The sequence below is a fragment of the Sorangium sp. So ce1014 genome, from assembly GCF_051521505.1.
Classification (GTDB): Bacteria; Myxococcota_A; Polyangia; order Polyangiales; family Polyangiaceae; genus Sorangium.
The window spans coordinates 40,230-62,838 of the sequence record NZ_CP150356.1; the positions used below are offsets into that span (position 1 = coordinate 40,230).

15 protein-coding genes and 1 tRNA gene are annotated in these 22,609 nt (G+C 71.3%); 6 read left to right on the top strand and 10 right to left on the bottom strand.

What is annotated here, in order from left to right; genetic code table 11:
* Positions 1–92: 92 nt before the first annotated feature.
* Positions 93–3,128, bottom strand: coding sequence for a preprotein translocase subunit SecA (gene secA, locus WME75_RS00150; protein WP_437485167.1), 3,036 nt, complete (start codon positions 3,126–3,128; stop codon positions 93–95).
* A 348-nt stretch (positions 3,129–3,476) separates the two neighbouring features.
* Positions 3,477–3,561 (bottom strand) — tRNA-Leu (locus WME75_RS00155).
* 550 nt (positions 3,562–4,111) lie between these two features.
* Here WME75_RS00155 and WME75_RS00160 point away from each other — a divergent pair.
* From WME75_RS00160 to WME75_RS00175, 4 genes are all read left to right on the top strand, one after another.
* Positions 4,112–4,747 carry a response regulator gene (locus WME75_RS00160; RefSeq protein WP_437485169.1) on the top strand — a complete coding sequence of 212 codons (636 nt, stop codon included), beginning with the start codon at positions 4,112–4,114 and terminating at the stop codon, positions 4,745–4,747.
* Between the two features lie 550 nt (positions 4,748–5,297).
* Positions 5,298–6,818, top strand: coding sequence for an RNA polymerase factor sigma-54 (rpoN, locus tag WME75_RS00165; RefSeq protein WP_437485171.1), 1,521 nt, complete (start codon positions 5,298–5,300; stop codon positions 6,816–6,818).
* A 62-nt stretch (positions 6,819–6,880) separates the two neighbouring features.
* The gene (locus tag WME75_RS00170) at positions 6,881–7,873 is read left to right on the top strand and encodes a hypothetical protein (protein ID WP_437485173.1); all 993 of its coding nucleotides are present in this window, start codon (positions 6,881–6,883) and stop codon (positions 7,871–7,873) included.
* Between the two features lie 80 nt (positions 7,874–7,953).
* The gene (locus WME75_RS00175; RefSeq protein WP_437485175.1) at positions 7,954–8,946 is read left to right on the top strand and encodes a hypothetical protein; all 993 of its coding nucleotides are present in this window, start codon (positions 7,954–7,956) and stop codon (positions 8,944–8,946) included.
* 67 nt (positions 8,947–9,013) lie between these two features.
* Here the strand turns inward: WME75_RS00175 and WME75_RS00180 are convergent, their stop codons facing one another.
* The gene (locus WME75_RS00180; protein ID WP_437485177.1) at positions 9,014–10,276 is read right to left on the bottom strand and encodes a bifunctional nucleoside/nucleotide kinase/histidine phosphatase family protein; all 1,263 of its coding nucleotides are present in this window, start codon (positions 10,274–10,276) and stop codon (positions 9,014–9,016) included.
* 10 nt (positions 10,277–10,286) lie between these two features.
* Positions 10,287–11,099: a peptidoglycan editing factor PgeF gene (gene pgeF, locus WME75_RS00185; RefSeq protein ID WP_437485179.1), complete on the bottom strand. Its 813-nt coding sequence runs from the start codon at positions 11,097–11,099 to the stop codon at positions 10,287–10,289.
* Between the two features lie 86 nt (positions 11,100–11,185).
* Here pgeF and WME75_RS00190 point away from each other — a divergent pair, with 86 nt between their 5' ends.
* Both WME75_RS00190 and WME75_RS00195 read left to right on the top strand, forming a co-directional pair.
* Positions 11,186–12,376 (top strand): serine/threonine-protein kinase, encoded by a 1,191-nt coding sequence (locus WME75_RS00190; protein WP_437485181.1) that lies wholly within the window; start codon positions 11,186–11,188, stop codon positions 12,374–12,376.
* 72 nt (positions 12,377–12,448) lie between these two features.
* Positions 12,449–15,259: a penicillin-binding protein 1A gene (locus tag WME75_RS00195; protein WP_437485183.1), complete on the top strand. Its 2,811-nt coding sequence runs from the start codon at positions 12,449–12,451 to the stop codon at positions 15,257–15,259.
* 102 nt (positions 15,260–15,361) lie between these two features.
* Here the strand turns inward: WME75_RS00195 and WME75_RS00200 are convergent, their stop codons facing one another.
* The 6 genes from WME75_RS00200 to WME75_RS00225 all read right to left on the bottom strand — a co-directional run bounded on the left by WME75_RS00200 (position 15,362) and on the right by WME75_RS00225 (position 22,466).
* Positions 15,362–16,693 (bottom strand): alkaline phosphatase PhoX, encoded by a 1,332-nt coding sequence (locus WME75_RS00200; protein ID WP_437485185.1) that lies wholly within the window; start codon positions 16,691–16,693, stop codon positions 15,362–15,364.
* 158 nt (positions 16,694–16,851) lie between these two features.
* The gene (locus WME75_RS00205; protein WP_437485187.1) at positions 16,852–17,559 is read right to left on the bottom strand and encodes a hypothetical protein; all 708 of its coding nucleotides are present in this window, start codon (positions 17,557–17,559) and stop codon (positions 16,852–16,854) included.
* A gap of 240 nt (positions 17,560–17,799) precedes the next feature.
* Entirely contained in the window at positions 17,800–18,981 is a 1,182-nt protein-coding gene (locus WME75_RS00210; RefSeq protein ID WP_437485189.1) for a zinc-dependent alcohol dehydrogenase, read from the bottom strand.
* Between the two features lie 6 nt (positions 18,982–18,987).
* Positions 18,988–19,791, bottom strand: coding sequence for an SRPBCC family protein (locus WME75_RS00215; protein ID WP_437485191.1), 804 nt, complete (start codon positions 19,789–19,791; stop codon positions 18,988–18,990).
* Between the two features lie 274 nt (positions 19,792–20,065).
* Positions 20,066–21,079 (bottom strand): tetratricopeptide repeat protein, encoded by a 1,014-nt coding sequence (locus WME75_RS00220; protein ID WP_437485193.1) that lies wholly within the window; start codon positions 21,077–21,079, stop codon positions 20,066–20,068.
* Entirely contained in the window at positions 21,066–22,466 is a 1,401-nt protein-coding gene (locus WME75_RS00225) for a protein kinase domain-containing protein (protein WP_437485195.1), read from the bottom strand. The genes WME75_RS00220 and WME75_RS00225 overlap by 14 nt, the downstream gene beginning before the upstream one ends.
* Positions 22,467–22,609: the final 143 nt, after the last annotated feature.

Here is a 22,609-nt window from a genome sequence, read left to right on the forward strand (position 1 = left end):
CGGCAGTGTTCATGCTGGGGTCCGGCGCAGGAGCAAGGGCCCGGCGGGGGCCCTTGCTGCCACGTCGCGGCTGTCGGGCGAGCGGCGCCGGCTCAGGCCGTCGCCTCGTCCTCGACGCCGTGGCACGTGTTGAACGGCTTGCCGCTGCCGCAGGGGCACTCCTGCTCCTGCATGACGGCGGGCTGCGGCAGCGCCGGCGCGGGGTTCGCGCCGATCGGGAGGGACTCGTCGTGCTGCGCGACCGCGTCGAGCAGCGCCGCCGCGTGGCGCTGGCGATCCGCCGCCTCGATCTGCGCCTCTTCCTGCTCGGCGCGCCGGACGTTCACGCTGAAGAGCTTCGTGACCACGTTCGAGGAGACGCGGGCCACCATGTTGACGAACATGTTGTAGCCCTCCTTCTTGTACTCCTGCTTCGGGTCCTTCTGCCCATAGCCGCGCAGGCCGATGCCGTCGCGGAGGTGGTCCATGTCGGTCAGGTGGTCGACCCAGGCCTTGTCGAGCTCCTCCAGGTAGAGATGCCGGAAGATGCGTAGCGACAGCTCGATCCCGATCTCCTCCTCGCGCTTCTCGTAGGCCTTCTCGGCGCGCTCGTAGAGCTCGCGCGCCAGCGTCTCCTGATCGCCGATGTGCGAAACGTCGTCCGGCAGGTCGACGCCGAAGTGCTCGCGGAAACCCTGGAAGATGCCGCCCCAGTCCCACTCCTCGGGCGGCTTGCGCGACGGGCACGACTCCTCGACCATCGCGCCGATGATCCGATCCATCAGATCGAGCAGGCGCTCGCGCTGCTCCGTGAGCGCCTGGGGCACGAGCGCGGCGCTCTCGTCGTAGATCTCGAGGACCTTGTCGGCGCGCGACTCGAGCTCGACCTTCACGCCCCAGCGCGTGTAGATCTCGCGCTGCAGGTTCTCGAGCTCGACGAACCGCTCCGTCTCCTCGAAGTCCTTTCGCACGATCTCACGGCGGTTGCCGTCGGCGTCGAGCGGCATCACCGGATCGTTCGCGAACATGCCAAGCAGGTAGCCGACGTCCGGCCGGACCAGCTCCACGATCGACGCGAGCGGCTTGATGGCCCGCTTCTCGCCAGTCGGCTTCCCCTCCTCGTCGAGGATCTCGGGATAATAGCGGCCGACGAGCAGCGACTGGCGCATGTCGTAGATCGTCTTGCGCTGCGCGCTCATCACGTCGTCGTACTCGAGCAGGTTCTTGCGGATGTCGAAGTTGCGCTCCTCGACCTTCTTCTGCGCGTTCTCGACGCTCTTCGTCACCCAAGGGTGCTCGATGGGCTCGTCGTCGGGCATGCCCATCCGCTCCATCAGGTTCTTCACCCGATCCCCGGCGAAGATGCGCATGAGATCGTCCTCGAGGGACAGGTAGAACTTCGACGTTCCGGGATCGCCCTGGCGGCCGGCGCGGCCGCGCAGCTGGTTGTCGATGCGGCGCGACTCGTGCCGCTCGGTGCCCAGGATGTACAGCCCGCCGATCTCGCGGATCTCGTTGCCCTCCGCGGTGCACTCCTTCCTGAGCTCCTCGATCAGCTCCTCGAACGCCTCGGGCTCCGCCTCGGGCTGGCGGTTCTGCTCCTTGAACTTGAGCTTCGCGAGCATCTCGGCGTTGCCGCCCAGGATGATGTCCGTCCCGCGCCCCGCCATGTTGGTCGACACCGTGATGGCCCCTTTGCGGCCCGCCTGCGCGACCACGTAGGCCTCGTTCTCGTGGTGCTTCGCGTTCAGCACGTTGTGCTTCACGCCCCGCTTCGTCAGGATCCGGCTGATCGCGGTGCTCTTCTCGACGCTCGTCGTGCCCACCAGGATCGGCTGGCCAAGCTCGTGCTTCTCGAGGATCTCGTTGATGACCGCCGTGAACTTCTCCTTCTCGGTCTTGTAGACGAGATCCTCGTAGTCGACGCGGACCACCGGCCTGTTCGTGGGGATGATGACGCAGTCGAGCTTGTACGTGCTGTGGAACTCCGCCGCTTCCGTGTCCGCGGTGCCGGTCATCCCGGAGAGCTTCTTGTACAGCCGGAAGAGGTTCTGGAAGGTGATCGTCGCCATCGTCCGGCTCTCCTCCTGGATCCGGACGTTCTCCTTCGCCTCGACGGCCTGGTGCAGGCCGTCCGACCACCGGCGGCCCGCGAGGACGCGGCCGGTGAACTCATCGATGATGAGCACCTTGCCGTCGCGTACCATGTAGTTGACGTCGCGCTTGTAGAGCGTGTGCGCGCGCAGGCACTGGTTCAGGATGTGCAGCGTCTCGAGGTTCACCGGGTCATAGAGGTTCGTGCCCTTGAGCACCTTGAGCGCCGCGAGCAGCCGCTCCGCCGTCTCCACGCCCTCGTCGGTCAGCGTCACCGAGTGACCCTTCTCGTCGACGGCGTAGTGCTCCTCGTTCCGGAGCTGGGGGATGACCTCGTTGATCGAGCGGTACTTGTCGCTCGAGCGCTCCCCCTGGCCGCTGATGATGAGCGGAGTCCGCGCCTCGTCGATGAGAATCGAGTCGACCTCGTCGACGATCGCGTAGTGCAGCGGGCGCTGCGCGTACTCGAGCGCCGAGAACTTCATGTTGTCGCGCAGGTAATCGAAGCCGAACTCGTTGTTCTGGCCGTACGTGATGTCACAGCGGTACGCGTCGCGCTTCTCCGCGTCGCCCTGCTGATTGACGACCACGCCCGTCGACAGGCCGAGGAAGCCATAGAGCTTGCCCATCCACTCGGCGTCGCGTCGCGCCAGGTAATCGTTCACCGTGACGACGTGGACGCCTTTGCCCTCGAGGGCGTTCAGATAGCAGGGGAGCGTCGCGACCAGCGTCTTGCCCTCGCCGGTGCGCATCTCGGCGATGCTGCCGTTGTGGAGCACCATCCCGCCGATGAGCTGCACGTCGTAATGGCGCATCTTGAGCGCGCGCTTCGACGCCTCGCGGCAGACCGCGAACGCCGGGACCAGGATGTCGTCCAGCGTCGCCCCGTTGGAGAGCTTCTCCTTGAACTCCGCCGTCTTTGCCCGAAGCTGGGCGTCCGAGAGCTTCTGCAGCTCCGGCTCCATCCTGCCGATCGCCTCGGCGCGGGGTCGCAAGCGGCGGATGGCACGCTCGTGCGAGGTGCCGAAAATCTTCTTCATCGCCCAAGTGAACATCTTACGTGCCTTGGCTCCGCGGCGGTCAGGTGGGAGGAAAGGGTCCGGCCGAGGAACGCGAACGTAGTCGCGCCGCGGGCGTCGCGCAATTCCTGGACCGCGCGCTCCGTCGACGACACCGCCGAGGCGATCCGCCCGAGGCTCCGCGGCCCGGGCGCCGCCCGGCCTCCGCCTCCGCCGTCGGACACGCGCTCCGGCGCAGGCTCACTCCCGCACGCCCAGCGGGCCGCGTCCACGCACCGGCCGACCCCGCCCGCGCACCGGCGACCCCGCTCGGCCCGAGCCGCCCCGGGTAACGACGGGGCACGTCGCGCCGCAGGGAGGTCGAGTCCTCCAGGATTCAAGCCGTGGTGCACGAGGGGGGACTCGAACCCCCAAGCCTCGCGGCGCCGGAACCTAAACCCGGTGCGTATACCAATTCCGCCACTCGTGCGCGCGCACGCTTGTGGCACCCCACGCCAGCCTCATCAAGCGGGAAAATGAGTTTGCTGCGCTGCGCCGATCGCGTCAGGGCGGAGGTGCACGAGCGGCCCGGACGGGAGGCCTCGGCCTGGAAGCCGAGCCTGGAGCAACGGGCGGATCGGCGGACAGCACCGTCCTGGAGGGGTCGCAAACCTGGGCTGGCCCGTGCGCACGAACCGCGCACCGGCGGTCGGGGACGCGGTGGGCAAGCCGACAGCATGGGGGGGCGCTCTTCGCCGGGGCGGAGAGGCCTTGCGGAGGGAGCGCGAAATGGGCACAGCGCCGGCCCCGGGATCGACGGGGCGGCCTCACCGGCGGCGTCGCTCGAAAGGGCCGCGTTGACGCCGAGAACCGGGGCCGACGAGGGTCGGGCCACGGCGGCGCCACGCTGTCGGCACGTGCGTTGCGAAGAGGGAGGACCGTCCGCGGACGCGGATGCTGCCGCTGAACGATGGGGCGCGCGCGCGTCGCCGTCCCCGTCGATGCGGCGCAATTCGACTGCAAAGCCGCAGGGAACCCCGATGACGTACCAACCGAACGTTCTCCTCTTGGATCAGGACCATGTCCTCCGGAGGGCCACGGCGCTCCTCCTCGGCAACCGCGGCGCCGTCGTCAGCCCGGCCGCAACGCTGGAGGAAGCGATCTCTCTCTCCCGTGAGCGCGTCTACGACGTCGCGCTGATCGATCTCGCTCCCGGGACCCAGGGCGCCCGGGAGATCCTGGGCCGCCTGCGGCGCGAGGGCACGATGCCGCGGCGGGTCGTCTTCTGCGCCGACGAGCCGGTCTCGTGCGATGGAGCGGACGACGTGAGCGAGGTCCTCCTCAAGCCGTACGCCTTCGGCCGGCTGCTCAGCACGATCTTCGTCGACCTCAGCCCCCGGCCATCCACGAGGTCCGGGGTCTTTCCTCGCCTCCGGCTGGTCCGCGGCGAGCTCGACAATCCAGAGCGGAGCGGACCGGGCGAGCGAGGCGCGTGCGCCCCCGGCCGGGCCGCCCTCGGCGCGGTCGACCGCCCGGCCGAGCCGCGCGGCGGCGACGCCGTCGGGGCGACCGGCGCCGCCGTCGTCCGGCTCCAGCGCAGGACGCGCAGCGGTCCGTCGGGGCGCACGCTCAGGTCGCCGCGGCGCGCGCCGCGAGGTGCGCGCCATCCCGGATGACGATCCGCCGCCGGTCGAACGAGATCAGGCCGGCGCGCCCGCGTGCGCGCTCTCGCCCGCGAGTTCGCCGGGCCCGCGGTGCCCGAGCGGGACGACCCGCCCGTCAGCGACGCGCTCGATCTTCACGGGGCTCGAGATCCTGCGAGGTGTCGCCGCGCTCGCCCTCGATCCCCAGTGCAGGTCCGCGCACCCTCGGCTGTCCCATCGCGCCATCGCCCAATTTTTCGGGGATTTCAAGCCTCCCGATCGGTCGCCGATGGTGCAACGATCCGTTGGCGGGGGCCGATTCTAACAGGCCAAGGATCACACTCCGGGCAGGGCGGAGAAATCCGCCATGGTGGAGCCTGATACCGCGTTCAGCGGTACAGGATGCAGGCCCTGCGCTATTTTTTGGTGCAGACGTGAAAGCAAGACCCGGGCCGCTGCCCCGTTCGATGCTACGTTGGGGGTGAGGCCACCAATGAAACACTCGATGGCACGAACCTCGCGCAATGCCCCGGCCCCCGTTCGGCGGGTGGCGCAGGCGGCGAACTGAGAGAAGGAGCTCCTCATGGGCATGGAGATGAAGCTCCAGTTCAAGCTGTCCCAGCAGCTTGTGATGACCCCGCAGCTGGTGCAGGCGATCCGGCTGCTCCAGCTCTCGCGGCTCGAGCTGGTCGACGAGATCAGGAAGGAGCTGGACGGCAACCCGGTCCTCGCCGACGACATGACCGACCCGAAGGCGCGGGACGGGGAGAAGGGGGATCAGAGGGGGAGGAACGCCGACCTGCCGACAGAGCAGCGGCTCGAGAACGGTGAACGGTTCGACCGCGACACCGACATCGCGGCGCGCGAGACGGAAAAGCGGGTCAAGGAGGTCGACTGGGAGCAATTCCTGGAAAACCGCCAGATGCAGCAGGCCATGCCCGCGCACCGGGGCGGCTTCGACGAGCTGCCGCCGATCGACCAGAACCTGACGAAGCCGTCGAACCTGCGCGACCACCTGCTCTGGCAGCTCCAGATGAGCGATTTCGTCGAGAACGAGCGGCAGTTCGCCCTGCTCGTCATCGGCAACATCGACGAGAAGGGATACCTCGACCTCAAGGGGGGAGAACGTCCCGACGGCACGAAGGGCCCTGATATGAGCCTCGCCGACCTGGCGCGGGAGGCGGAGCTGCACCCCGAGGACGCCGAGGAGGTGCTGGCGATGATCCAGCGCTTCGACCCGGTCGGGGTCGCGGCGCGCGATCTGTCGGAGTGCCTGCGGGTGCAGGCCGAGGTGCTCGGCTTCGACGCGATCGAGATGGCCATCATCAAGGACCACCTCCACAACGTGGAGCGGCGCAACTTCCCCGCGATCTCCAAGGCGCTGAAGATCCCGCTGGAGGAGGTCTACGACGCGGTCCAGGAGATCCAGAAGCTGGAGAGCGTGCCGGCGCGCAACTTCGCCGAGGTCGACGAGAAGACGATCGCCATCACCCCGGACGTGTACGTCATCAAGGACGGCTCTCAGTTCGTCGTCACCGACAACGACAAGGGGCTCCAGCGGCTCTACATCAACGAGAACCTCGCCCAGCGGATGCTCAAGGACCCGAAGGCGAAGGAGTTCATCAGCGAGAAGCTCCGGAGCGCGCAGTGGCTGATCCGCGCCATCGAGCAGCGGCGGCGCACGATCATCAAGGTGACCGAGTGCATCGTCGAGAAGCAGCGCGAGTTCCTGGAGCGCGGCGTGGGCTACCTGAAGCCCATGATCCTGCGGGACGTCGCCGAGTCGGTGGGCATGCACGAGTCGACCATCTCCCGCGTGACGTCGAACAAGTACGTGCACACGCCCCAGGGGCTCTTCGAGCTCAAGTACTTCTTCAACTCGTCGATCCACAGGGTGGCTGACGAGGACATCGCCTCGGAGAGCGTCAAGCAGGCGATCAAGAAGATCATCGCGGCCGAGGACAAGTCGAATCCCTACAGCGATCAGGCGATCGTCAAGATCCTCGAGGAGACGGACGGCATCAAGATCGCCCGCCGCACCGTGGCCAAGTACCGCGAGATGCTCGGCATCCTGAGCTCGTCGAAGCGCAAGAAGATGTTCTGAACGGCGCCGGACGCGCCCGCTCGACCCCCGTTCCGGCCCTCCCCCTTTCCCGGCCTCCTGTCATGCCCGCCGAACCGATCACGGCCGCCCAGCTCTTCGAGCGCTTCTTCGCGCCGCACTACCCGCCCGACGCGCTCACCGACCTCGCGGCCATGCGCTCCACCGACGCAAATCCGGCTGGAAACCCGTCGATCCTGGCCCAGATCGAGCACGCGGCGGAGGTGTTCGCCCGGCTCGCGCCCGGGGCGTTCGACGCGCCCGATCTCGGGCTCGATTTCTCCGATGCGTCGGTCCACCGGCTGGGCGCGGCGCTGACGCGCGAGCGGCGCGACGCGTGGCTCTCGCCGGCAGGAGGAGCGGGCGGCGCGCGCGGGACGCGCGGCACGTCGACAGCGAGCGGGGCCGGGGAGCCGTCCATGCTGGTCACCCTCGTGACGCACGGGGCGCTCTATGTCGGCGCGTGCGTCGTCAAGAACCACGGGGGAAAATGGCAGGTCCGGACGCCGCTGTGGGAGTCGCTGGTCCGGCTCGAGTCGAGCGCAGGGACCGGCGATCTCGCGCTCTTCCAGTGGTGGCTCAAGGCGCTCAGCGACGAGGAGATCGACCGCGGCAGGCTCGTGGATCGCTACCGCACCCACGTGGAGGTGCCGACGTTCGACGCGGAGCGGCTGCCGGTCATCGCGGCGGGCGACCGGCGGATCCCGAGGCTCGCGAAGGTGCGTTACGACACGCTCTACAAGCACCTCCGCGCGCACCTGCCGGAGCTCAGGTCGGTGGGGGAGGACTTCCCGTCCCCGGAGCGCTTCGAGGAGATGGCCTTCAAGAGCATGGAGTTCGCGCTGCTCGGCGGCGGGCGGATGCTCCTCATGCACGGGGCGACCACGGAGGGGGTGCACCTGTTCTGGCTCGACGCGAACGGCTTCGCGAAATCCGCGTACTACCCGGCCGACAGCTTTCCCGCCCACGTGGTCCAGGTCGAGGGCCAGAAGATCCGGGTGATCGTGCCCGTCCGCGGCGAGACCCAGGCGCACGAGATGCTCTGGTGGGGGGCGTAGCCGGCCGCGTCGCCGTGCGCCGCCCGACGGCGCGCGCGCGCCGGGCTGACCGGCGCGCGTCCCGGGAGTAGGCTCGCCCCGTGCTGTCGCCCGACGTCCGCTTCGAGGGGTTCACCGCGACCGACTGGATCCGCGTGCTGTCGTTGTTCCGGCCCAGACGCACGGGCATCGACGAGGCCGAACGGCCGCGCGGCGGCGTCGTCGCGGTCCGCGCGGGCGGCAAGCTCAGGAAGCTCGTGCACACGGACGCCGGCCGGCTCCGGATCGACGACGCGCAGCGCGCGGCCACGCTCTCCGTGGAGGAGCTCGCCGCGTCCCATCACGCGAGCTGGGCCGCCGTGATCGAGGCGGGCGCCCTCGAGGCGATCGTGGAGCGGTTCGGGGCGCGGGTGCGGCGCGGCGACGACCTCATCGCCCAGACGCTCCTCCTGCTGCAGCTCGCGCGCGAAGAGCTCCTCGTCGGGACGATCGATCTCTGGCCGGCGCGGCTGCACGGCGTGCCGATCCCGTCGCCGGGCGTCGTGCGGGGCACGCTGGAGTCGCTCGTCGGGGTCGGCAAGACGATGGTGATCGGCCTGTTCGAGGGCGGGGAGCTCTGGACGAGCGTGGCGCTGCGCCGCGACGCGCGCGGGATCAGCCTGATCCTCGGGCCGGACGAGGTGCGGGAGGACATGGGGCTGCTCGCCGGCGACTGGCGCCGCGACTACCGGCACCTGTCGCGCGCGATCGAGGAGCGGGCAGGGGAGCTGTCGCTCGGCTGCTTCGCCGAGGCGGAGACCATCCGGAAGCTCGAGGTCGATCCGAGCCCGGGCGCCTGGGCCCGGGCGGTCGCGGTGCGCGACGTGATCCTCGCGCCGGTGCCGGCGGCGCTCGCCATCCCGCTCGGGATCGACGCGGGGCGCGCGGCGCTCAGCGCCCTCCGCGCGATCGCGGAGCGGATCGATCCGATGGGGATCGTGGGGCCCGCGATGCGGGCGGTGCTCGAGCGGGCCGGGACCGACAGCGAGATGGCCGCGATGCTGCCGTTCCACCCGCTGGAGCTGCTCCGCAAGCTCATCAGCCGCGAGCGCTGACCCGGCCGCGCGTCGTCGCGGCCTCGCGCGTCGCCGCGGCCGCGCGCGCGTCGCCGCGATGGAAGCATCAGGGGTGCGCGGTGCTCGAGTCGCCGCCCTGGACCGCCGGGGCGAGCTGGAAGCGGCGCTCCTCGCACGCGTACGCGGTGGGGGTCAGCTCGATGACGGTGTGCAGCGGGATCGGCAGCGTCGGACACGAGGGCGCGGGGCGATCCACGAGGTAGGCGTAGAGCGCGCGCAGCACCGCCTGGTGGCCGATCACGAGCACGGGCGAGCGCTGGCGCTCGAGCTGGATGATCAGCGGGTCGAGGCGCTGGATGACGTCCTCGTACGACTCGCCGCGAGGGTAGCGGTAGCGGAACTTGTCGGCGGCGCGCGCGTGGAAGACCTCGGGCATCTGCTGGCGGATCTCCTCGTAGGTCATGCCCTCGCAGACGCCCGCGTCGATCTCGTCGAGGGCGCGCCACGCGACGTGGTTCTGCGTGATCGGGCGCGCGGTCTGGATCGTGCGGCGCAGGGTGCTCGTCCAGACGTTGACGTGCTCTTCGCCGGAGCGCTCGCGGATGAAGCCGGCGAGGTTCTTCGCGTACTCGTCGCCGCGCGCGCTGAGATCCGAGTCGCCGCCGAGCAGGCCCTTCTCGTTGAACACGCTCTCGCCGTGGCGGGTCAGCCAGATCGGGTGCGGCGTGAGGTGCATGTTCATCAAGAGCGGGACGAGGCGCGCCGGCAGGTAGCCGTGGATGCGGTTCAGCACGACCTGGCGGCCGACGTCGATGATCTTGATGTAGCTCTTCTCGGGCTCGCCGAGCGGCTCGTACGCGCGGGCGTAGTGCGCGATGCGCGCGCGGAAGTCGCGCAGCGCCGCCTCGGGATCGACGCCCTGGTAGTCGGGCGAGCGGAGCTTCGTCTCGCGGACGTTGGTCTCGATGGTCGACTCGTCGTTGCAGATCGACTCGATGAAGACGACCGGGAAGCCGTGCGCCTGGCAGCGCTCCATCACGAGGTTCCGGCGGGCGCGGGTGCTGTTCGTGGCGTCGTAGATCGCCACCTCGCCGCCGGAGCTGAGCCAGCCGATGAGGTCGTCGAGCGCCGTCATCGCCATGCCGAGCAGCGCCTGGCGGCCCTCGGAGTTGTCGGGGTCGAAGAACTGGTGCGGCTGCGCGGTGCCGAGGTGCGCCCGGCGGTAGTTGCCCACGTTGAAGAGCCGCGTGGGGTGGCCGAGCCACGAGAGATACCGCGCAATTTTGCGGGCGATGGATGTCTTTCCCCGCGCGGGCAGGCCCACCATGGCGAGGACGATCGGCGACGAGTCGCGCGCGAGCGAGACCATGGGGAGCGTTCTAGCCGATGACGGTACGGCCGGCGACGACGACGGAAAGCAACCGGCCGCTTCGCTGTCCGTCGCGCCGGTACGAGAAGAAGCGGGCGGGGTCACACGCGGTGCACCCCGGGACGTCCTCGACCGAGGTTGCGTCGAGGCCAGACTCGGCGAGCTGAGCCTTGAGGATGCGCCGGACGTCCGCATGCGGGCGCGCGCCGGGGGCGCGGCGGACGATGGCGGCGTCGCCGGCGCTGGAGCAGGCGGCGAGATCGGCGGCGACGTCGTCGCCGATCTCGAAGCAGCAGGCCTCGATGTGCGGGCCGATCGCCGCGACGAGATCCGCGCCGGGGCCGGCGAGCGCCCTGAGCGCGCGGGCCGCCTCGACCACGACCCGGAGGACGGTGCCGCGCCAGCCGCTGTGGACCGCGGCGACGGCGCCGCTCCGGCGATCGGCGAGGAGGATGGGGGCACAGTCGGCGCTGCGAACGCCGCAGCCGACGCCGGGCACGCGTGCGAGGGTAACGTCGCCAACCTCGCGGACGACGTCGTCACGATCCTCGGCTCCGGTGAGCACCCGCGCCGCCACGCCGTGGACCTGGCTGAGGTAATAGAGCCGCGCCGCCGGGATGCCGAGGCGCCGCGCGGCGCGCTCCAGGTTCTCGCGGACGGCGGCGGGGTCGTCGCCGAGCGCCACGGCGAAGCTCAGGGTGTCCCACGGGGGGGCGCTGGCGCCGCCGCGCCGGGTGAAAAAGGCGTGCGAGAAGCCGGCGGAGGCGAGGAGCGGGCTCTCGAGCGCCTCGGCCGCCCCGGGGACGTCGAATTTTACGGTCATTTGGGGCGCCACGAACGATCGGATGCGTCGGCTGCTTCGGTCATAGACGATACGGGTGGGTTGCGTGGTATTTTCCCGCTCCACGCATGGCCGCCGGTCCGGACCCGAATATCGGTCGAGATCTGCTCGGGGGGCAGTTCCAGATTCTTCAGAAGATCGGCTCCGGCGGCATGGGGTCGGTCTACAAGGCCACACAGCCGGCGATGAACCGGATGGTGGCGGTGAAGATCCTCCACCCGAAGCTCGCGAACCGAAAAGATCTTGTCTCTCGCTTCCGCCGCGAGGCGCGGGCGATGAGCCACCTCACCCACCCGAACACGGTCAAGGTGCTGCTCTACGGCGAGCTCGAGGACGGCTCGCTGTACATCGTGATGGAGTACCTGGAGGGCAAGAACCTGAACCAGGTGGTCCGCAAGGACGGGCCGCTGACCGTCGAGCGCGCGATCCCGATCCTCATCCAGGTCTGCGGCGCCCTGCAGGAGGCGCACATCCAGGGGATCGTGCACCGCGATCTCAAGCCCGAGAACATCTTCCTGTCGACCAACGGCGGGCTGAAGGACTACCCGAAGGTGCTCGACTTCGGCCTCGCGAAGGTGACGGAGCGCGAGCTCCGGCCGGGGTCGGTGATGCTCACGCAGGAGGGCATGGTCTTCGGGACGCCGGAGTTCATGTCGCCCGAGCAGGCGCAGGGCAAGGTGCTCGACGCGCGCAGCGACATCTACTCGCTCGCGACCATCCTGTACGAGGTGCTCACGGGCAAGCTGCCGTTCGAGGCGCGGACGCCCATGGAGTACATCCAGCACCACGTGACAAGGAATCCGATCCCGCTCGACGAGCGCGTGGCCGGGAAGCACTTCCCGCCGGGGCTCGGGCTGGTGCTCGGCAAGGCGCTCGAGAAGCGGCCCGAGGATCGGTTCGAGTCGGCCTCGGAGTTCGCCGACGCGCTCAAGCCGTTCGCAGGCGGCGCGGGCAAGGGCTACACGGCGATGATGCCGAAGAAGGCGAACCCGGCGCTCGATCTGGCGGCAAAGCAGCACGCCGCCGCGCTCCAGGCGAGCAGGCCGCCCGGGTCGTCGCCGTACAAGTCGCCCGCGAAGACGGTGAAGATGGCCCAGCAGCCGCAGGCGCCCGTCGCCAAGCCGGCGCCCGCGCCCCTCGCCAAGGCGCCGGCGGCCAGGGCGGAGGCGAAGCCGCTGCTCCTCGTCGGCATCGCGGCGGGGTGCCTGATCGCCGGCATCCTGATCACCATCGTGGCGATGCGGCTGTTCCAGGGCTGAGCCTCCGCGGCTGCGCCCTGGATCGAGGCGAGCCTCCACGGGCGTGCTAGCGTCGCCGCTCCGGCGCGCTGGATGCGCATCGCCTGCGCCAGCGTTCACGGGGACGTCGTCATGGCCTCGGAGCAATCAGGGAACCCAGGAGGAAACGAGAGCGATCCGGCCAGGAGGGCCGATTCGCCGCGGCAGGCGTCGGAGCCGCCGGCGCGGCAGGCGTCGGAGCCGCCGGCGCGGAGGTCCGGACCGCCGGGGCGAGGGAGCGAGCCGCCGCAGCGGATCAGCGCGGCGGCGCGGCCGGTGAGCGCGCCACACCTCGATGTCCCGTCGCGCCCGTCTCGCCCGCCACCCCCGCCGGACGACGCGGCCGCACAGGAGCGGAACGCCAGGATCGCCACCTGGGCGAAGCGCATCGGGATCGCGCTCGCGGCGCTGCTCGTCCTCGCCGCCGCCGCCGTCGTGCTCGTGGTCCGACATTACGAGGCGGATCTCCCCTCGACCCGCGAGCTCAAGGACTACCGGCCCCCGCAGGTGACGCGCATCCTCGCGCGCGACGGAACGCGCCTCGGCGAGCTCTTCACCGAGCGGCGCACCGTCGTGCGCATCGGCGAGATCCCGAACCAGGTGAAGCTGGCCACGCTCGCCGCCGAGGACGCGGGCTTCTACGAGCACGCCGGGCTGAACTATCTCGGCATGCTCCGCGCCCTCGCGGTGAACCTCCGCTCGACTCAGACCCGGCAGGGAGCGAGCACGATCACGCAGCAGGTCGTGAAGAACGTCCTGCTCACGCCGGACCGGACCTACAAGCGCAAGGCGCGCGAGATCATCCTGGCCCGCAGGATCGAGCAGGAGCTCACGAAGGACGAGATCCTGGAGCTCTACCTCAACAAGATCTACTTCGGTCACGGCCGCTACGGGGTCGAGGAGGCGAGCCGCTACTACTTCGGCAAGAGCGTGCGCGACGTGACGCTCGCCGAGGCCGCGCTGCTCGTCGCCATCGTGAAGGGGCCGTCGGTGTACTCGCCCCGGGCGAACCTCGAGCGCGCCGTGGGGCGGCGCGACTTCGTGCTCGACCAGATGCAACGCAAGGGCTTCGCGGACGAGATCCAGGTCGAGCAGGCAAAGCGGGAGCCGGTGCTGCTCGCCATCGAGACCGAGTCGCTCGCCGAGCTCGCGCCCGAGGTGGTCAGCGAGGCGCAGCGCGTGCTGCGCGAGGTCGTCGGGCCCGCCGCGCAGCAGGGCGGTTACACGATCACGACCACGATCGATCCGGCGCTGCAGGCGGCGGCGCGCGCGGCCGTCCGCAAGAACCTCGACGCCTACGCGAAGCGGCACAAGCTGTTCGGTCCGCTCGCGCGGACCAAGAAGGAGCCGCCGCCCTTCGAGGGGACACCGGCCGGTCACAAGGTCTTCCGGGGGATCGTGACCGGCGCCGACGACGCCCGAGGGACGCTCTCGGTGCGCGTGGGCACGCTGGAAGGCACGGTCGCGCTCCGCGGCGCGCAGCGGTACAACCCGAACGGGCTCGCGGCGAGCAAGTTCGCCGACGTCGACAAGGTGGTGCGCGTCAGCCTGATCGGCCCCGCGCCGGAGCCGGTCGTCGAGGCGGTCGCGCCGGGACAGGAAGAGGACGAGGACGCCGCCGGCGAGGCGAAGCGTGCCGCGCCCGCAGGCAACCCGGCGAAGCCCGCGGCCCCGGTGCCGCTGCGGCTCGAGCTCGGACCCGAGGGGGCGCTCGTCGCCGTCGACGTGCGGACGCGCGAGATCGTCGCCCTCGTCGGCAGCTACGAGGCGGTGCGCGGCGGGCTCGACCGCGCGACGTTCGCGCGGCGGCAGCCCGGGTCGACGTTCAAGGCGTTCGTCTACGGCTACGGGATCCACGCGCGCACGCTGACGCCGTCGACGATCCTCGACACGAACCCGCTGTCCATCGTCGATTACAAGCCGCAGAACCACGACGAGAGCGAGGGGAAGTCGCCTGCGCGGCTCCGCGAGGCGGTGGCGCACAGCGTGAACGTCGCCGCGGTGTCGGCGCTGTCGCGCGTCGGCGCCTCGAACGTGGTCGCCTTCGCCGGCGCGCTCGGCATCCAGTCGAAGCTCGGCGCGGACCTGTCGCTCGCGCTCGGCGCCTACGAGGTCACGCCGCGCGAGATGGCGGGCGCGTACGCGAGCATCGCCGCGGGCGGCGTCTACGAGCAGCCGGTCCTGATCACGAAGATCGTCGGGCCGGGCGGGGCGGAGATCCCGCTGCCGCCGCGCCCGCCGGCGCACCGCGTGATGGACGAGTCGGAGGCCTACGTGCTCACGAGCCTGCTGACGTCCGTCGTGCAGAGCGGGACCGGCAAGCAGGCGCGCGCGCTCGGGCGGCCGATCGCCGGCAAGACGGGGACGACGAACCAGTCGAAGGACACCTGGTTCGTCGGCTACTCGACCGACATCGCGTGCGCGGTGTGGACCGGCTACGACGACGCGGCGCCGCTCGGCAAGGGCGAGGCAGGCGCGACGTCGGCGCTGCCGGCGTTCGTGGATTTCATGAAGCAGGCGCACGGGAAGCGCCCGGTGGCCGACTTCCCGGTGCCGAACGGCGTCGTGCGCGTGAAGATCGATCCGCTGACGGGCCTCCTTGCGCGCGAGGGGCAGGAAGACGCCATCGACGAGGTGTTCGTCGCCGGGACGGAGCCGGCCGACGAGGCGCCGGTCCCCGAGGCGGACGCGGGCGCGGAGGGCGCCGGCGGCGGAGCGCCGGAGGAGCTGCAGGGCGTCGTGCCGGCGCCAGGCGAGGGGCCGCGGCCGACAGAGCCGGGGACGGCGCCGGGGCCGATCGAGCCGGAGCACGCGCCGGAGCCAGGGCCGCTGCCGGCCGGCGACACGGCGCCGCCGCCGTTCTGAGCGACGCGCGGCGCGTGAGCGCCCCGGATCGGCTCGAGCGACGGAGCGCCGGAACGCCCGGAGAGCTCCTTCTTCTCCCGCGCACCGGCCGCGGTCGCCGCTCTACCCGGCGCCCGGCGTCGCCGTCCCTGTCGGGATCGAGCCGCTGGCGCCCGCGGTGACCCCGGGGAACGGGCCCGTGACGGCGAGCGTGAGCCCGTCTTCCTGCAGGTTCACGAAGAGCGCCTTGCCGTCGGGCGAGAAGCACACGCCGGCGAGCTCGCTCAGGCTCCGCGCGTTGCGCGCGAAGTCGAAGAGCTGCCCGTCCTCCGTCACGCCTCGAAGATAGTTCCCCCGGCTGCCGTCCTCCGCCAGGAAGAGCTCTCCCCAGGGAGCCAGCGTGATGTTGTCGGGCGCGTCCAGATCCTCCGTGTCGGTCGCGTGCGCGATGACCTGGAGCGTGCCGCCGTCCTCCGCAGGGACCAGCTGGAAGATCTGCCCAGCGCCGGCCGGGCCGCCGCTCGTCGCGCAGAGGTACACGGCACCTTGCGAGAGGCAGATGCCCTCCCCGCGCCGGAAGACGGCGGCCCCCTTGGCCTGGGCCTCCTTCCGGACCGTGTCGTCCCGCGGATCGGGATCGTCGATATCGACCCACGCGATCTCGCGGGGCTCCCCCAGCGCCCAGCCCGACGCATCGACCTTGCGGGCCCCGACGACGGCGAGCGCCTGGAGCTGGCCCTCGAACGGAGCGGCGGGGTCCGTCGGCTTGAAGCGGTAGAAGCAGCCGTCCGCCCGATCCTCGGTCAGGTAAGCGATGTTCGTCGCGGGATCGACGACCGCCGCTTCGTGGAAGAAGCGGCCATAGCCGGTCAGGCGCTGCGGCGGCGCCACCCTGGACGCGTTCGCGGCGCACACGAAGACATAGCCGTGGCGAGCGTCGACGTTCTCCTCGCAGGTGAGCCAGCCCCAGGGGCTCACGCCGCCCGCGCAGTTCCGGTTGGTGCCGGCGAGCACGAGATTGCTCGAGCGGCGCTCGAACGTCGCGGCGTCGAGCACGAGCCTCGTGACGCCGCCCATGCTCCCCGCGTCGTACGCCTCGGCCGGCGCGTCCTGGCCGGCTCGGTACGGTCCGATGTTCCTGTCCGCCGGCCCGTTCTCGTGATTCCTGAGCAGAATCAACGTGTTATCTGGCCCGGGAAAGCACCCCATTCCATCCGGCCGGCCGGGCACCCGGTAACCGTCCTCCATGTCGCCGCCGGCGCGCTCGAGGATCCGGTAGGTGAAGCCCGCGGGGAGGTCGAGGATGCCCGCTGGATCGGGCACGAGAGGCCCGAACCGGCCGGTCACCTTCTTGGCCGTCCTCCGCGCGAAGATCAGGGAGAACGGCAGGGCCAGCGCCGCGGCTGCAGCCCCGCCGATGCGCAAGAAGGATCGCCTCGGGACGCGTCGCTTCATGAACAGGATCTACGTCGAACGGCCACCGCGCGAAAGCGGTCGCGCGGGCGCGCCACGAGGCCGCCGCCGCGGTGATGCACAGGACGAACGCCGGCCCGCGCGCGTTGACGGTTCGAGTTTGCGGCAGCGCTCGTCAGGACGCGCGCCGCCACGCGACGTCACCCCACCTGGCTTCCGTCGGGAACGGGACGGACCTGGATCTTCGAGGACACTCGGCCCACGAACCGCCGCAGGATCTGCTTCGCTCCGATCGCGCCGCCCGCGCCCACCGCGAAGACGAGCGGCGCCGCAGCGCCGCCGGTGACCGCGATGAGACCCGCCGCGAGCAGCACGCCGGCGCCGGTGGCCACCGCGCCCGTCGAGGCCTCCTGGGCCGCGTGCGTGATCGCTTCCTTCTTCGTCATCTGGCCGCGCTGATAGGCCGTGACCCCCTCGTACGCGCCGAAGGCGCCGTCGATGACGAACCCGATCCCGGCCGCCTTGCCCGCGCCCTTCAGGACCTCCCGGCCCGCGGTCTTCATCACCTCGCGGGCCAGCGTCCTGGCGACCGCAGCCGACGCGCCGTCGGTGAGCGCCGCCTGGCCCACCTGCCGCGCCGCCTGCTGCGCGACGAGCGCGCCTGCCTGCTTCCCGCCCTGATCCACGATGATCTTCGCCGTCGCCTGCGCCCCCAGCGAGAGCCCTGGCGCGAACACGTCCACGACCGCCGTGGTGTTCTCGACCATCGCGCGCCGCAGGCCCTCCCGCGCGCCCTCGTCGAGCAGCCCCTTGCCCGCCGCCGAGAACAGCGCCTCTGCCGCCCCGCGGACGGCGACCGCGCCGCTCCCTGCCACCGAACCAAGGATCTTGTTTCGCCGTGAGCTCATCTCGACCTCGCCGTCTGCCTGCGCGCGCCCGTGCCTCGTCAAGGGGTAGCGCCCCGGGGCGGAAAGACAAGCTCAGCGCCGCGCGCTCTCACATCGCGGCGCTGCGAGATCCGTCCCAGCGCGCGCCTGCGACGATGCGACGAAGCGCTCGACCGACGGCGAGCAGAGGTCGTGGTCGCCGGCGCGCAGATCGAGCTGCGCGGCCCCGGTCGTGCGCTCGTCGTGGCTCGCAGCGCTGGCTCAGGCGCTCGCCGCCGGCGTGAAGACGACGCGCATACAGCCATCCTGCTTCTTCTTGAAGAGCTTGTATCCGCGCGGACCCTCCTCGAGGCTCATCGGGTGCGTCACGAGGAACGACGGATCGATCTCGCCGCGCTCGAGGTGCTCGAGCAGGCGCGGGATGTAGCGCTGGCCGTGCTGCTGCCCCATCCGGAAGACCAGGCCCTTGTTCATGGCCGCGCCGATCGGGAACTTGTCGATGAGCCCGCCATAGACGCCGACGATCGATACCGTGCCTCCCTTGCGGCACGCCATGATCGCCTCGCGCAGCACGAACGGGCGATCGGTCTCGAGCCGCATCGCCTGCTTGACGCGGTCGTAGGCGTACTCGAGGCCGCGCCCGTGCGCCTCCATGCCGACCGCGTCGATGCACGCGTCGGGGCCGCGGCCGCCCGTCATGTCGCGGAGCGCCTCGCGGACGTCCACCTCATCGCAATTGAGCACCTCGGCGCGGCCGCGCTCGCTGGCCAGCCGGAGGCGGTCGGGGAGCCGGTCGATCGCGATGACCCGCTCCGCTCCGAGCAGGTAGGCGCTGAGGATCGCCATCTGTCCCACGCCGCCGGCCCCCCAGATCGCGATCACGTCGCCGGGGCGGATCCCGCACATGTCCGCGGCCATGTAGCCCGTCGGCAAGGCGTCGGCCGCGAACACCGCGCGGTCGTCGGGGACCGCCTCCGGGACCTTGAAGGCGCCCTGATCGGCGAACGGGACGCGGACATACTCGGCGTGGCTGCCGGCAATACCGCCAAAGGCATGGCTGCAACCGAAGATGGCGGCGGTCGTGTCGCCAAATGCCTTGTCGAGCACGGCGTGGCTCGGGTTCGAGTTGTCGCAGAGCGACCAGAGCTCGTGCTCGCAATAGAAGCAATGCCCGCAGCCGACGATCGAGCAGACGACGACGCGGTCGCCCTTCTTCAGCTTGCTCACGTCAGGGCCGACGTCGACGACCTCGCCGACGAACTCGTGCCCCAGGATGTCCCCCTTCTTCATCGTGGGCACAAACCCGTCGATCAGGTGCAGATCCGAGCCGCATACGGACGACATCCGGACGCGGACGACGGCGTCGTGCGGGGCGAGGATCCGCGGATCCGGCACCGTCTCGACGCGGAGATCGTTCACCCCATTCCAGCAGAGCGCGCGCATGGAGCCTCACCCCCCCAGCGCGGCCGATCTCCGGCCGCTGGGCTGTCCTTCGATCGTCGGTATCTCGCCGGCCTCCATCAGCTGCTTGAAGTGGCGGAGATCGTCCCTGAGCTGCTGATCCGGCGCCTCGCCGAAGACCTTCGCGATCGCCCGGCCGAGCGCGCCGGCAGGCGCCCTGTAGTCGATCGTCACATGGACCTCGGTGCCGCGGCCGCCGGGCGCGGGGACGAACCGGACCGAGCCCGCGTTCTCGATGTCGGCCGGCTCGCGGGAGCGCCACGCGATGAGCTCGTTCTCCCGATCCTCGATGATCTCGGCCCGCCACGACACCGAGCCGCCGCCGGGCGCCCTCGCCTTCCACCGCGAGCGATTGCCGTCGATGACCTCGACCTCGGTGAGGTGCTCCATGAAACGTGGTAAGTTCTCGAAATTACGCCAGAATCTGTAGAGCTCGTCCGCGGGCCTGGCGACGGTCACGGTGCGCGCGACGCGCGTCGCCGCGGGGGCGAGCGCGCCGAACAGGCGGCCGGCGCGCTCGCCGGCGCGGAGCAGCGGCGCGCGCGGGGCGGCGCGATCGCCGGGCGATCGAGCGGCACCGCGGCGGCCCGAGACGCCGTGCTGGATCAGCGCTCCGCCCGCGAGCGCGAGGACCAAGCCGGGCACGCTGCGGCGCGCGAACCCGTACGCCACGAGGGCGCTGCCGCCGATCGTGGAGAGCAAGCGCTCCGCCCTTCCAGCGGCTCTGTGCGCCCCCGCCTTGTCTCGCTCGGCCAGCGGCGGCACCTTGGAGATCGGTTCGAGCATCGACATGACACAACTCCTCCGCAACCTCGGTCAGCTCGCCTGCGCGCGCCGATGAGAGCCTCCGCTAGCCGAGCGCGCCGCCCCACGCCCCCGCGCGGGGGCGCGACCTCGTCCGGAGCGCGGCTCGATGAGGGCAAGGCGCCCTGTGCACGCGCAGACGTCAGCTCGTGTTCGCGGCGAGGTGAGGCAAGGCCCGCGCCTGCTCCGATCCAACCGCCGGGGTGCTCCGGTCGTGTCGCGAGCGCCCGGCCCGCCGCGCCGCCGCGCCGCGCGCCGGACCTCAGAACCTCACGAGGAGGCGCGAGCCGAGGCCGCCCGGCGACGGCATGAGCGAGAGCTCCGCCACGGGCGGCTTGCCAGGCGCCGACGAGGCGGCCTCGGAGGGGCTCAGCAGGAGCAGCGTGACGCCGGCGCCGATGCCGACCAGGCCGACCCCGGCGAAGACGCCCGCGAGCGTCGTGGCGGTCATCCCCGTCTCGTAGTCCCCCTGCAGCGACCGCGGGCACGTGTAGCCCCCGCCGGCGGCAGGGGAGCACCCGTCCTCGACCGCGGACAGCGCGCCGGCGCGCACGACGAGCGCCACCACGGTCGCGATCGCGCCCGCGCCGCCGACCCCGAGCGCGATGTAGCCGCCCGTGCGAATCCCGCTGGAAGCGGGCGGCGCGGCGGGGCCCGGGGCGGCGTCCGCGTCGCGCGCAGAGAGCGGCGCGGGCACGGTGAGCGACACGTCCCGATGGGCGCCCGGGGTGAGCTCGATGCGCTCCGTGATCGGCGCGGCGCCGCCGTAAAAGAGCTCGACCGTGTGCGCGCCCAGATCGCGCTCGAGCGCGACGCCGAGGAGCCTCGGATCGAGCGGCTTGCCGTCCAGCACCACCCGCACCGGCGACCTCCCCTCGGCGCCCTGCAGGCGGACGGTCAGCGTCCCGACCTTGTTGCCGAGCGTCCGGTAGCGGAGCTCGGCGTCCTCGCTCCACCCGGCATACTTCGCTTCATTGGACTGGAGCGCGGCGCGCCGGAGATCCCACCAGTCCCGCCTCGCCGAGGCGTAGCGGCCCATCTCCTCCTCGCACTCGGCGATGTTCCGCAGCGCGCCGAGCCCCTCGGGGTAGATCTCCAGCGCGCTCCGGAAGGCGATGACCGCCTGCTCGCACTGGCCGGCGCTCCGCAGCTCGCGGCCGCGGGCAAACAGCGTCTTCGCGTCCTCCTCGGCCCCGATGGCGAGCGCCGGGGCCGGCGCCGCCGCGAGCAGGGCGGCGCTGCACAGCGTGATGAGCTGTCGCTCAAAGGATCTCACTCTTGTCGATCTCCTTGCGGCGCCGGGGCACGGTGGGCGGCGGCGCGGACTTGGCGGGCGCCGTGGCGCGGGGAGCGGCCCCGTCCCCCCCAGGACGGGGCTGGGTCGAGCGCGGCCGCGAGGACGCGGTCGCCGTGGCGCGGGGAGCGGACCCCTCCGCCGGCGCGACGCCGGCGGTCGGCTCCGCCGGCGCGACGCCGGCAGCTGGCGCCGCCGCGTCGGACGGCGGTGGCGGCGGCGCGGGCGGCGAGCGCGGCGCCTCCTGGAGCGCGCCGCGCACGCCGGGGGACAGGTGCCGCGCCGCCTGATCCGGGCGCGGCCGATCGACCAGGCTAAACGCGAGCGCGGCGGTGCCCACGAGCGTGCCCAGGCAGGCGACGACCACGGCGGCGAGCGCCGCCGGCCGCCGCCTCGGCGGTGCCTCCGCGGGCTCGGGCGGCGGCGCCGTGAGCGCGGCGCGGTAGGCCCGCACCATCTCGCGGATCGAGGCGAACCGCTTCGCCTGCTCCTTCGCGAGGGTGCGCGCGAACCAGCCGTCGAGCCCCCGGGGAAGCGACCGCCGGACCGCCGTGGCAGGCTCGAAATCGCGGGTGCTGACCGCCACGATGAGCTCGGCGATGGTGTTGCCCTGAAACGGCGGCCAGTCGGTCAGCACCTCGTAGGCCAGCACGCCGAGCGCCCAGACGTCGGCCCGCGCGTCGACCGAGAGCGGCGTGGAGAGCTGCTCCGGGCTCATGTAGTTCGGCGAGCCCAGCATGACGTCGGCCTCCGTTTCCCGCGGCCGATCGAGGCCGAGATCGCCGTGCAGCGCCTTGGCGATGCCGAAATCTGCGACCTTCACCGTCAGCTCCACGCCGGGATCGTCGAGGAGCATCACGTTCGAGGGCTTCAGGTCGCGGTGCACGATACCCATGTCGTGCGCGACGGTGAGCGCGTCGGCGATCTGATCGAGCATGTCCGCGAAGCGCATCGGATCGATCGGCCCCCGCTCGCGCACCTCCGCGAACAGCGTTCGACCCCGGATGTACTCCATCACGAGATAGGGGATGTCGTCGTGAACGCCCGCGTCGTGAACGGCGACGATGTGCCGCGTGCGCGCGCCCAGGCGGGCCGAGATCTGGGCCTCGAACCGGAACCTCTCCAGGACGGTACGGCTCCGCGCGGGGTCGCCGGTCAGCGAGACGCTGAGGAACTTGATGGCGAGCTCGGTCTTGAGCGTGACGTGGACGGCGAGCCACACCTCCGCCATGCCCCCGCGCCCGAGCGGCCGGACCAGACGGTACTTGCCGTCGACGACCTCGTCGGCCTCGTGCTGCCAGTGGTCCGACTCGTCGGCGCCCGCAGGGCGCTCCGCCGCGCCGGGGCTGACCCTGACGGTCGTCGGCATGCGGGGTGAGTCAGCGTCCACACGCGAAGGATAGTGGATGCAGCGTGCGGGACTGGCACTTTTTCACAGGGGCCGCTGTCGGTCCGCCTCCGCGTGTCCGCGTGTCCGCGCATCCGGCGAGCGCGGGACGGCGGCCGCGGTCA

Coding starts and splice junctions, on each gene's coding strand:
- WME75_RS00170 (WP_437485173.1), top strand. CDS start 6,881: ATGCCCGCCGAACCGATCACGGCCGCCCAGCTCTTCGAGCGCTTCTTC.
- WME75_RS00205 (WP_437485187.1), bottom strand. CDS start 17,559: ATGAGCTCACGGCGAAACAAGATCCTTGGTTCGGTGGCAGGGAGCGGC.
- WME75_RS00160 (WP_437485169.1), top strand. CDS start 4,112: ATGACGTACCAACCGAACGTTCTCCTCTTGGATCAGGACCATGTCCTC.
- WME75_RS00225 (WP_437485195.1), bottom strand. CDS start 22,466: ATGCCGACGACCGTCAGGGTCAGCCCCGGCGCGGCGGAGCGCCCTGCG.
- secA (WP_437485167.1), bottom strand. CDS start 3,128: ATGTTCACTTGGGCGATGAAGAAGATTTTCGGCACCTCGCACGAGCGT.
- rpoN (WP_437485171.1), top strand. CDS start 5,298: ATGGGCATGGAGATGAAGCTCCAGTTCAAGCTGTCCCAGCAGCTTGTG.
- WME75_RS00195 (WP_437485183.1), top strand. CDS start 12,449: ATGCGCATCGCCTGCGCCAGCGTTCACGGGGACGTCGTCATGGCCTCG.
- WME75_RS00180 (WP_437485177.1), bottom strand. CDS start 10,276: ATGGTCTCGCTCGCGCGCGACTCGTCGCCGATCGTCCTCGCCATGGTG.
- WME75_RS00215 (WP_437485191.1), bottom strand. CDS start 19,791: ATGTCGATGCTCGAACCGATCTCCAAGGTGCCGCCGCTGGCCGAGCGA.
- pgeF (WP_437485179.1), bottom strand. CDS start 11,099: ATGACCGTAAAATTCGACGTCCCCGGGGCGGCCGAGGCGCTCGAGAGC.
- WME75_RS00190 (WP_437485181.1), top strand. CDS start 11,186: ATGGCCGCCGGTCCGGACCCGAATATCGGTCGAGATCTGCTCGGGGGG.
- WME75_RS00200 (WP_437485185.1), bottom strand. CDS start 16,693: ATGAAGCGACGCGTCCCGAGGCGATCCTTCTTGCGCATCGGCGGGGCT.
- WME75_RS00210 (WP_437485189.1), bottom strand. CDS start 18,981: ATGCGCGCGCTCTGCTGGAATGGGGTGAACGATCTCCGCGTCGAGACG.